The organism is Acidiplasma cupricumulans, from assembly GCF_001402935.1.
Lineage (GTDB): Archaea > Thermoplasmatota > Thermoplasmata > Thermoplasmatales > Thermoplasmataceae > Acidiplasma > Acidiplasma aeolicum.
Genome location: NZ_LKBH01000022.1, coordinates 1 through 10,240, shown reverse-complemented (window position 1 = coordinate 10,240; position 10,240 = coordinate 1). Strand labels below are relative to the sequence as shown.

The following is a 10,240-nucleotide window of genomic DNA, read 5'->3' as shown; positions in this document are numbered from 1 at the left end:
TAGTTTGTAAATATATTATTTGGTCTTCAATATGGCTTTATATAAGAAGAAATTTGAAGAAGAACTAGAAGACGAAACAGCCAGCTATGATGAATTAGAAAAAACAATATGGAGTGATAACAAAAAATCAGGGAGAAAGTCTAGATCTATCCCTAGGAAATAAGGTTGATTCACGCACATTGCTTAAATTTAAGAGGTTCATTACAAGCCTTTCAAGGCCAAGGCCCCATCCAGCGTGTGGTGGCATGCCATATTTAAAAGCTTTTATGTAAAATTCGAAATTATTTTTGTTTAATCCTTTTTCATTAAAACTGTTCTCAAGCATGTTATAATCATGAATTCTTTGTGCACCTGAGCATACCTCAATATCACGTAACTGTAAATCGAAGGATCTTGTAACATTTCTATTGGTATCATCAGGCATAGTATAAAAAGGCCTTAAATCCTTTGGCCATTTTGTTATAAAATAGAAACCATTATATTTTTTAGAGACAAATTTCATGGCCTCCGGGGAAAAATCATCACCAAAGTTTAATTTAAAGCCATTGTCATTCAGATAATTAATAAGCTCTGAGTATTCTATACGTGGAAATGGTGGCCTTACCTCCTCAATGGAATAACCAAGACCTTTTAATTCCTTGCCAAGAATGGAGTCGGCGCGGTTAACGGAATATGCTATGGCGTTTTCCAGCATCCTCATGACTGTTTCATCATCAGAAAAGCTCATTTCAATATCTATGGATGTAAACTCATTTAGGTGCCTTACAGTGTTCTCTTTTTCTGCCCTGAAGGCTGGACCAACCTCAAAAACACGGTCAAAACCAGAACTCATTAATATTTCCTTATATAACTGTGGCGACTGATTTAAATATGCACGTTTTTCAAAATACTGAACAGGGAACAGGTCAGCACCACCCTCTGTTGCAGCCGCAACAATTTTGGGTGTGTGAACCTCAATAAAATTATTTTTGTTCATATATTCTCTGATGCCAAAAAGAAGCTCGCTTTCAAATTTGAATATAATAAGATTTTCAGGCTTTCTTAAATCAATGAATCTATTATTTAGTCTTGTATCGAAATCAACATCAACAAGATCAATAACGCCCATTGGAAGTGGGGTCTCTGCCGTATTTAATATTATAATTTCATTTGCAAGAATTTCCACACCCGATTTGCTAATGCTTTTTTTGTTTAATTTACCAGATACTTTAATAACAGACTCCCTGGAAATATTATAAATGGAATCATAATTTTTTACCATATTATCCTTAACTGTCACCTGGACAGACCCTGTATTATCCCTAACTATTAGGAAAAGAAGCTTTTTTATTTTCCGTATTTCCTGAACCCATCCATCGATTTCTATTATAGAACCATCTTCTAGATTATTTATATTATTAATGTACGTTCTCATTAGAGGTTTATATTTATCTATTTATTAAATTTTTAACTTTTTCCAGTGTTTCAATTAGATTTATATTTATTTTTAAAATAATCTTATGATATTATGATTATACTTGGCTATGATGTTGGTGGTACGAAGGTTTCAGCCATTATTGGCAATGAAAATGGTGAAATAATAGATTCCATAAAGAGAAAAACAACAAAACAGTATGGTAAAAACGGACTTTCGCAGCAGCTTATAGATATGGGCGAGGAGCTTCTATCAAGAAATAAATTGAATAAACCGGATATGATTGGAATAATTTTTGCAGGTATTGTTGATTCAAAAAGTGGTTTAATTGTATCATCCCCGAATATCCTTGGCCTAAAAAATTATAATATTACAGAGGGGCTTGAAAAGCACTTTGGTGTTACAGTAAGGCTTGAAAATGATGCATCGGCCAGCACAATAGCTGAGAAAATATTTGGCGGGGCAAAAAAATACAATAATTTTGTTTATATAACATTAAGCACAGGTATTGGAGGTGGGATATTTATTAATGGTAAACTCTACCGCGGGTCCCATGGCATGGCAGGCGAAATTGGACATATGGTTATGGTGGCAAACGGCCCAATATGTGGATGCGGCCGGCGCGGCTGCTTTGAAACACTGGCAGGTGGGAATGGTATAAGGGCAAGGGTGCTGGAGGATGTTCATGGATTAAATGACTCCACAATACTATCAAAACTCAGACCTGAATTTATTAATGCAAAGGCTGTGTTTGACGCAAAGAAAGAGGGCGATATGCTTGCACAGCTAATAGTTGAGGAAACAATATATTATCTGGCTGTGGGTATTGTAAATATTATAAATATTCTTGATCCAGAGGCAATATTCATTGGAGGGGGCATAAGCAAGGAGGGTGAGGACCTTTTCACCCCATTAAAGATGGCCGTTGATGAGGAGATGAAATCATTAAAACGGGATGTTAAAATTTATCAGGCGCTGGAAAATGGTCCTGATCTGGCTTCCATAGCAATATGTTTATATAAATATTGATATTGTATAACTATGGATGGGAGGCAAAAATACTGCATGGTAAAATTTAATGATGAGTTGGTATGCATAGACAATTCAATAGAGCTTTTCAGGCTTCTCGGGAAAAAATATACCATTATGATCATGACGCTCCTTGCCAATAATAAATTAAAAAATCAAAATTTCAATAAAATTGTTAATGATCTGCCAGGGTCCGATAAAACATTAATATCACTGAGAATTAAACAGCTTACAAAATTTGGTATTATAGAAAGAAAAAGTTATGGGAATATAACATACGAGCTTACAGACAGGGGCAATGAAATATTAAGGTTAATACTTCCTTTATTCAGGAAAATGCAGTATGATCAATTAATCTGAAAGGCTTTCCATTAGGGTGTTAAAGCGATCCTCCAGCCTTTTAATTGCATAATCAAGGACATCTATGGCCTTTAATGACCCATCTGTTTCAAATTTGAAGATAAATCTGGTATCATCCTCATCAATCTTCACATGGTCTTCCTCAAATAACTGTGAAAGAAATCTGCATGGAGTGTCATCGCTAAATACAATTTGATCATCAGTCTCGCTGACCACGGATTTTGGGCATTTTTCTTTATAATATGTCCATTTATTAAATTCGGATTTATTGATGGTGAATGTTCTGTGATATTTATATGAAACCCCTGAGGTTACCTGCCATTTTGCATGTTCCTTACCACGTCCCAGTATGGCCTCACATGTTACCAGAATTGCCTGGTCCTTTTTTAATTTTACAATGGGGATCATGGGATCAGTTGGTGTGAGGTCAGGGCGGTTTACAGGCATAATATCTGATGAATAAACATCCCCGGGGCCGAGTTTATTAATGGAATATGTAACTGTGCATAAATCGCAACCAGTCCCACCGCATGAACATTCATCCCTGAAATTAAGTTTTAGATCTGTTTTTAATGGAATTAAGCCAAGCCGGGACGCAATCATCTCATCGAATAATGGTAATGAGGAATCATAGACGTTTCCGTCCTTATCCCTTATCTCTCCATGATGAAAAACAACATTTTCTATTGCAAGTTTTGGTATATCATTAATCAATGTTCTTCTTAAAGAATTGGCTATTCCCGGAGTAATACCATCAATCTCAAAACGGATAAAATTATCTTTTAATTCAATAATTTTAAGCATTTTATACTCTCCTTCCTCTCTTGCCCCCTTTCTTTTTGGTGCCATCATGGGGTATGGGTGTAACCTCCTCAATTCTTAAAATTTTAAAACCTGCCCTGGACAATGCCCTTATGGCAGACTGTGCTCCTGGGCCAGGAATTCTAGATTTGCTGCCGCCCGGAGCTCTAACCCTTATAATTAAATCAGTTATCTCCTTTTCACGGAGCTTTTCAGATATAATATCTGCCGCCTTCATGGCAGCGTAAGGACTTGATTCATCCCTGTCATTTTTAACCACCATTCCACCGGTTGATTTTGCTATTGTTTCTGATCCTGTCTGATCTGTTACAAGTATTAATGTATTATTTTGTGATGCATAAATATGGGCTATTCCAGTCTTATTCATCTTCTTCCTCCTTTACATTTTCCTTTTTATCTTCTTCCTGTTCCTCTTTAACGGCCCCTGCAATGGCAAGCCTTATGGGATGGTTTTCATCCGCAAATGGTGATTTCTCACTGTATGCTATATTATCCTCAAAACCTTTTTGAACAAACATGCTTGGAATTGTTGTGACACGACCATTTACAGTTATATGCCCATGAACTATTAACTGCCTTGCCTGTTTCATTGTTGATGCAAAATTTTTCTGATAAACTATTGTCTGAAGCCTTCTATCTAAAATGTCCTCAAGCGAGAGTGCCAGAATATCATCCAGTGTTGCGTTTTCTGTTAATATATTTAACCGGCTTAATTTCGCAAGCAGCTGCTGTAACTGTTTCTGGGCCAGTGGGTCGCTGTACCTTATTTTTGCCTGAAGGCTCCTTGCCTGTGTTCTAAAATTATTAAGTATGGCCTCAGCCTTCCATAACTCACGTTTATTTTTCAAGCCATATTTAATCAGAAGCTCACGTTCATAATCAATTCTTTCCTTCTCCCATGGATGTCTCGGGGTTGAATAACTTTTCCTCTGAAATTTCTGATCTCCCATAAATAACACCTTATTTCTTTCCTGGTTCCTCCTTCTTTCTAACCACTCCTATTGATAAACCCTTTCTACCATTTGATCTTGTTCTCTGTCCCCTGACCTTATGACCCTGCTCATGTCTTATACCACGGTATGACCTCATTTTCTTCATTAAATTGATATCATCATTAACCTGGAGGTCAAGGTCATTGGATAGCAGGTTAAAATCCTTGCCCGTGGTTATATCCTTTCTATGGTTTAAAAGCCATACAGGCATATCTGCATATTCTTTATTTTCAACATATTTCCTTATTTCAAGAATTTTATCCTCTGATAAATCGCCTATTCTTACAGATGGGTCTATATTAAATTTTGCTGCTATAATTTTTGCCTGCCTGTATCCTATTCCCTTAATATCTGCAAGTGCAAGCTCAAATTTTCTCTCTCCTTTAATATCACGGTTAGCGATCCTAACTATATACTGAAAATTCTCATTATTGTTATCTTCTGCCATTTTATCATCCTGTTTAACGTAAGTTATTCCTTATTATTTCAGTATATATATTCTTTATCATTATTAATCTATTTTGGCAAGCTGTGCATGTGGCACGCCATTAATACGTATAACGTTCTCGGGGTCTATGTAATTTGCATTAATTGCTGCACTCACAACCCTTTCTCCGACCAAGTTTGCAATCGTGCATATGGAGAGGGATGATAAAAAAGTATCCTCAGAAACCCGCATATCACCATAGAAATCCTGCTTTACCTTTAAATGAAGCTTTCCTTCCCTTAGATCCCTGTTTATTAATTCGCTATCCGCAGCTGCCAGAACGACCTCTCCATTAATATTAACTATTTTCATATTAATATTATTCATTTCAACACATCTATTCTTTTATCTGATGGGCGGTATATTTCACCCATGGAATTTAATTTTTCTATATCTGATTCTGCACGCTCCCGGCTTATGCCCCTGGCCTGAAGCTCATCAAGAACCTCCTTAACTTCAGGGGCACGATTTTTTGCCTCCTTTAATTCTTTAATTACACCAAGAACTATTTCAAGCTCACTTCTCTGCCTGGAACTTATACCGCTGTTCAATATATCTATGTCCACCTTGCCATTCATGGAAGATACCTCCCTAAGGTAATAATCCACTATGCTTTTCGCCAGTAATGCATCTTCTGCTGTTACAATTGGAGATAATCTTGCCTTGGCAGCGGCCTCTGCCAGTCTAATTGTGGATTCCAGCTGCCTTGCTGTAATCGGTATTGAATCACCACCAGAGCTTCTGGTTTTAATATATTCTTCCCTAAGTATATCAATTGCCTCATTGCTTAATCTGGGGAAAACGTGATTTTTTGCATATGAAACATATTTTCTTATAAGATCCTTGTCTATTTCGGGTATAAAATTTTCCTCGTCAGGTATTTTTATATCCACATTATTGTTTTCAAGGCCCTTATATATCTCACCAAGTCTGTGTGTCATGAGTATATGTTCTGCCAGTTTTCCATCCATTTCCCTATTTGGTGTATCTATTAACTTAAAAATTATATCAAATCTGGATAATAATGGCGGTGGAAAGTCAATCTGTTCAGTAATACTTTTTAGGGGGTCATAACGTCCGAACTTTGGATTTGCAGCTGCAAGAATAGAACACCTTGATTTTAGCGTTGCCATAATACCTGCCTTTGATATGGTCACTGACTGCTGTTCCATTGCCTCATGCATTGATGCTGTATCCCTGTCATCCATCTTATCCAGTTCATCTATGGCGACAAAACCATTATCAGCCAGAACAAGAGCGCCAGCCTCAAGAGTCCATCTACCCTCACCAAAATCGTCCCTGACGGCAGCGGCAGTTAAACCTGCAGCACTTGAACCCTTTCCAAATGCAAATACACTTCTTGGTGAGATCATTGTCATATATCTCAATAGCTGCGATTTTGCAGTTCCAGGGTCCCCAACCATTAATATATGTATATCACCCCTGATTTTGGTCCCGTCCTTCATAACCTTTCTTTCCCCACCAAAAAGCTGAAGCACCAGTGCAGTTTTAATTATTTCAAGACCATAAATTGAGGGGGCAATGGATTTTGATAACCTTTTTATTATGTTTGGGTCCTTTGCAAGTTCCCTTATCTGTTTTTCATCATCCTCATTAATTTTTATATCCTCAAAATCCTTCGTTTCTTTTTTATAATTGTTTGCATATAAATATATATTGAACTCTGTTAGCATTATTGTTCCTATATGTTTTTGATCGGCCTTGAGTATACCATATATTGTAACCCGGTCTCCTGGAAATACCTTGCCTGCAATATCGTCCTCCATTATTACAGTTATTCTTTGGGGCTGGGATGTACCATCAATGTTATCTGGATTCTCCTGTATCTCAAGTTTTTGTGTATCAACAAATTCTGATTCCTCCGGAATTAACTTTAACTTGCCCTTGTTGTATCCGCAATGCTGGCATGAGGATGGTTCAACCAGTCTCTGATAGTCCTCATTAACATAGGTAAGTTCGCCACATGCCGGGCATTTGAATGCTGCCCTTTCAAGCCTGGGAAGAACCTCTGTGTTTTTTCTTATTATGCCACTTATTGAAATAAATGTACCTACATTGCAGCTTCTTACATTCCTTATTTCATATTTAATGCCGGTTATATCAGGAACGTCTGTTAACCGTATATCTATTCTTTTAATTCTGTTGTTATACAACCCTATGGTATCTCTTATGTATTCCTCACCAATTGAAAAATAAAGTGTGGGATCCTCCATCAGGCTTTGGGCGAAGGTTTCATCAAAGCCGGTTATATCATTATATGAAATGTAAAGTGATTTTTCATCTGGATATATTGACCTTAGGTTATTTATTTGGTCATTATAATCATACTGGTCAAAGAAATCCTGCCAGTATCTCTTTATTTTATCTGTTTCTATATCAGGGTTTATCACAAAGATAAATATTATTTATAAGTATTTAATGATTTTTTTAACCAGATGTGATAATTGAAAAATAATTTATATTGATTTGGGATTAACCAGTACTGCCGTCGTAGCTCAGCCTGGTAGAGCGCGTGCTTGGTAAGCACGAGGTCGCGGGACCGAATCCCGTCGGCGGCTCTTTCAATTTTGAAAATTGTTAATTTTTATTATTTTTATAGGTTAAAATATCAGTATAGAAAATTATTTAATAAAAATTTAAATTATTGTATTTTGTTGGTAATTTCCCCACTGTATATTATACCAAATCCAGGATTTTCAGAAAGTTCAAAATATCCATTTTTAGGGAATGGTATTCCTGACATGTTCTGTTCCATCCATTCACGGTATTTTGTTAAAAATTCAGCCATGGGTGTAACACTTTCAGGCTCAGAAATTATAAAATTTAAATTATATACATTTCCTGTATGCGGTATAACCACAGCACCGTATGATTCTGCAAGTGCGGCTATTTTTTTCATTGATGTTATTCCGCCTGCCCATACAGAATCACATTGTATTATTCTTATTCCAGAATCAAGTAGATGTTTAACATCATATAAATAATAATGATGCTCACCCTCAGCAATGGGTATATCTGTTTTTTCTGACAATAATTTCATGGATTCAAAATCATCAGGAAGTAATGGCTCCTCAACCCAGGACATTTCATATTTTTCAAGCTTTTTTAACATTTTCAATGAAAAATTATAATTCCATGACATCCACGCATCACCTGCCAGCTCTATATTGTATCCAACCGCATCCCTTATTGCCTTTACAAGCTCTATATTTTTTTCTATACCGTTAATATCCGATGGCCCTGCTATAAATCTCATCTTCATAGATTTATATCCATCCTTTACGTATTCCATGGCTTCCTCCTGAAGCTTATTTATATTGGTTGGATGTAAATGTGATGCATATGCCCTTATTCTTTTTCTTGTTTTCCCACCAATGAGTTGATATACCGGTATATTCAGATATTTAGAATATAAATCATACATCATTATATTTATGGCACTGATGGCATGCATCATTATTCCTGATCTACCAAGTGGAAGTGATAATCTGTATAACAAATCCCATACCATGTTTATTTCTGCTATGTCAAAATTCTTTATTTTTTTTGCTAACTCAATAACAAAATTTGAAACCTCATCTGTTGTATTATAATATGAATAATATTCACCGGCCTTCATTTCCAGTGTATATACATTATTTATCATTGCAGCCTCTGTTGGTGTTGTTTCACCCAGAATACTAAGATAATAATCTGTTGGCTTTACATATCTATATAATGGCTGCTTTACATCTTCTTTTTTTACTATTTTAATATGCTCTATTTTCATATTGTTAATAAATTTATAATAATTATTAAATATTCATCCGTATATGTTCATATTATATTTTAAAAATATTACTGTAAATTAACAAGCATTCCACCGTCAACAAGAAGCTCGGAGCCATTTATGTATGTATTTTCATCGGATACAAGGAAGAGTGCCGGACCCGCTATATCCTCCGGCTTTCCAAGCCTTTTTAATGGTATTCTTTTTTCCATATAATTTCTTTTTTCAATATTTGACAAATCCTCTGAGTTTATATCTGTTAATATTGTTCCCGGTTCTAGTGAATTCACCATTATTCCGTGCTCACCAAGTATTATTGCAAGTGAATGCATTAATCCGTTTAGTGCTGATTTAGTTGTTGTATAATGTGCCTGAAATTCACCGCCAACTATTGCGCTTATTGAGCTCATAAACAGTATTTTTCCCCTTATATTTTTTTCAATCATTATTTTTGATATGCCCTGTGTTATAAAAAAATGACTCTCAACATTGGTTTTCCACACCTTTTCAAATGTTGCTATATCTATATCAAAAAAATTCATAAATGGGCATATGCCTGCGTTATTAATAAGTATGTCAACATTTTCAAATCTTGATTTAACATAGTCTATAAAATTTTTAATATCCTCGATTTTTGACTGGTCTATTTTATATTTATATCCATTAACATCTTTACTCTTTATATAATTAACAGTTTCCTCTGCAGCCGAATCATTATGTGCATATGTTATCATAACATTGGCACCATTATCTGCCAGGGCTTTGGCTATTGCATTTCCTATACCCCTTGATCCGCCTGTAACAATAGCGTTTTTTCCATGGAAATTCATTTTATCACCCTTTTACCAAATTTGTCAATTAAAAAATATTCATTTTGATAAATCCAGTCCTTAATTATTTTATATGTTGCCTTCCTTATGTACTCCTCCAATGTCGATTTTGACAATCCTGTTACTTCCGACAATTCTCTAAGATATTTTTTCCTTGGTATATTAAAATAATCATTTATATACGCAGTATATATTGTTAAGGCTTCCTGGTCTGTTAAACTAAATAATGATTTTGAATCTCCACATACTTTACTTTTTGCGGTAAATGATTCTAGTTCACCAAGATCGGATAAATCATTTTTTAAGTCCTTTACATCCTCGCCAGGAATTAAAGCTGTTATATATTCCATATTATTGTTTATAAGATCATTATGTTCAAGTGCATTATGCTCATATAATACTGATGAAACCATGTTTTCATACCTCTCTTTAAATGCTATCTCATACAAATTTTTGCGCCGGTCCACTATAGAAATATACAATATTTCCTTTATTATTTTAGATTTTTTAAATAAA

At 35.3% G+C, this 10,240-nt stretch carries 12 protein-coding genes and 1 tRNA gene; 3 read left to right on the top strand and 10 right to left on the bottom strand.

Translation table 11 applies throughout. The annotated features are described in order from the left end of the window. Positions 1–127: 127 nt before the first annotated feature. Positions 128–1,414 (bottom strand): aspartate--tRNA(Asn) ligase, encoded by a 1,287-nt coding sequence (aspS, locus tag AOG55_RS00810; RefSeq protein WP_054964042.1) that lies wholly within the window; start codon positions 1,412–1,414, stop codon positions 128–130. 93 nt (positions 1,415–1,507) lie between these two features. Between aspS and AOG55_RS00805 the strand changes: the two genes are divergently transcribed. Together AOG55_RS00805 and AOG55_RS00800 are read left to right on the top strand one after the other, a co-directional pair. Beyond that, complete coding sequence (locus tag AOG55_RS00805; RefSeq protein ID WP_048101690.1) at positions 1,508–2,443, top strand: ROK family protein; 936 nt, start codon at positions 1,508–1,510, stop codon at positions 2,441–2,443. Positions 2,444–2,455: 12 nt separating this feature from the next. Beyond that, entirely contained in the window at positions 2,456–2,803 is a 348-nt protein-coding gene (locus tag AOG55_RS00800; protein ID WP_048101691.1) for a winged helix-turn-helix transcriptional regulator, read from the top strand. On the opposite strand, the gene AOG55_RS00795 is transcribed toward AOG55_RS00800, so the two are convergent. The 6 genes from AOG55_RS00795 to AOG55_RS00770 form a co-directional block, all read right to left on the bottom strand. After that, positions 2,795–3,607 carry a DNA-directed RNA polymerase subunit D gene (locus AOG55_RS00795; protein ID WP_048101836.1) on the bottom strand — a complete coding sequence of 271 codons (813 nt, stop codon included), beginning with the start codon at positions 3,605–3,607 and terminating at the stop codon, positions 2,795–2,797. The two genes, AOG55_RS00800 and AOG55_RS00795, sit on opposite strands and share 9 nt — an antisense overlap. Before the next feature lies 1 nt (position 3,608). Beyond that, on the bottom strand, positions 3,609–3,992 hold the full coding sequence (locus AOG55_RS00790) for a 30S ribosomal protein S11 (RefSeq protein ID WP_048101692.1): 384 nt from the start codon (positions 3,990–3,992) through the stop codon (positions 3,609–3,611). Then, complete coding sequence (locus AOG55_RS00785; protein ID WP_048101693.1) at positions 3,985–4,575, bottom strand: 30S ribosomal protein S4; 591 nt, start codon at positions 4,573–4,575, stop codon at positions 3,985–3,987. Before AOG55_RS00785 ends, AOG55_RS00790 begins: the two co-directional genes overlap by 8 nt. Positions 4,576–4,585: 10 nt before the next feature. Further along, complete coding sequence (locus AOG55_RS00780) at positions 4,586–5,065, bottom strand: 30S ribosomal protein S13 (RefSeq protein ID WP_048101694.1); 480 nt, start codon at positions 5,063–5,065, stop codon at positions 4,586–4,588. A 63-nt stretch (positions 5,066–5,128) separates the two neighbouring features. Further along, positions 5,129–5,431, bottom strand: a complete 303-nt coding sequence (locus AOG55_RS00775) for a DUF424 domain-containing protein (protein WP_231563423.1) — start codon at positions 5,429–5,431, stop codon at positions 5,129–5,131. After that, the gene (locus AOG55_RS00770) at positions 5,428–7,515 is read right to left on the bottom strand and encodes a minichromosome maintenance protein MCM (protein ID WP_055040763.1); all 2,088 of its coding nucleotides are present in this window, start codon (positions 7,513–7,515) and stop codon (positions 5,428–5,430) included. Before AOG55_RS00770 ends, AOG55_RS00775 begins: the two co-directional genes overlap by 4 nt. A 94-nt stretch (positions 7,516–7,609) precedes the next feature. Between AOG55_RS00770 and AOG55_RS00765 the strand changes: the two genes are divergently transcribed. Then, positions 7,610–7,683: transfer RNA gene (locus AOG55_RS00765), tRNA-Thr, on the top strand. Positions 7,684–7,766: 83 nt separating this feature from the next. Here AOG55_RS00765 and AOG55_RS00760 read toward each other — a convergent pair. The 3 genes from AOG55_RS00760 to AOG55_RS00750 form a co-directional block, all read right to left on the bottom strand. Beyond that, entirely contained in the window at positions 7,767–8,894 is a 1,128-nt protein-coding gene (locus tag AOG55_RS00760; RefSeq protein WP_055040762.1) for an enolase C-terminal domain-like protein, read from the bottom strand. Positions 8,895–8,962: 68 nt separating this feature from the next. Continuing rightward, entirely contained in the window at positions 8,963–9,724 is a 762-nt protein-coding gene (gene rhaD / locus AOG55_RS00755; protein ID WP_055040761.1) for an L-rhamnose 1-dehydrogenase, read from the bottom strand. Beyond that, on the bottom strand, positions 9,721–10,240 hold a 520-nt coding region (locus tag AOG55_RS00750), incomplete at its 5' end, for a helix-turn-helix domain-containing protein (RefSeq protein WP_055040760.1). The genes rhaD and AOG55_RS00750, both read right to left, overlap by 4 nt.

What these genes read in the sequence shown, in the direction of transcription:
- AOG55_RS00785 (WP_048101693.1), bottom strand. Translation starts at nt 4,575, where the DNA reads ATGGGAGATCAGAAATTTCAGAGGAAAAGTTATTCAACCCCGAGACAT.
- AOG55_RS00760 (WP_055040762.1), bottom strand. Translation starts at nt 8,894, where the DNA reads ATGAAAATAGAGCATATTAAAATAGTAAAAAAAGAAGATGTAAAGCAG.
- AOG55_RS00795 (WP_048101836.1), bottom strand. Translation starts at nt 3,607, where the DNA reads ATGCTTAAAATTATTGAATTAAAAGATAATTTTATCCGTTTTGAGATT.
- rhaD (WP_055040761.1), bottom strand. Translation starts at nt 9,724, where the DNA reads ATGAATTTCCATGGAAAAAACGCTATTGTTACAGGCGGATCAAGGGGT.
- AOG55_RS00790 (WP_048101692.1), bottom strand. Translation starts at nt 3,992, where the DNA reads ATGAATAAGACTGGAATAGCCCATATTTATGCATCACAAAATAATACA.
- AOG55_RS00800 (WP_048101691.1), top strand. Translation starts at nt 2,456, where the DNA reads ATGGATGGGAGGCAAAAATACTGCATGGTAAAATTTAATGATGAGTTG.
- aspS (WP_054964042.1), bottom strand. Translation starts at nt 1,414, where the DNA reads ATGAGAACGTACATTAATAATATAAATAATCTAGAAGATGGTTCTATA.
- AOG55_RS00805 (WP_048101690.1), top strand. Translation starts at nt 1,508, where the DNA reads ATGATTATACTTGGCTATGATGTTGGTGGTACGAAGGTTTCAGCCATT.
- AOG55_RS00780 (WP_048101694.1), bottom strand. Translation starts at nt 5,065, where the DNA reads ATGGCAGAAGATAACAATAATGAGAATTTTCAGTATATAGTTAGGATC.
- AOG55_RS00775 (WP_231563423.1), bottom strand. Translation starts at nt 5,431, where the DNA reads ATGAATAATATTAATATGAAAATAGTTAATATTAATGGAGAGGTCGTT.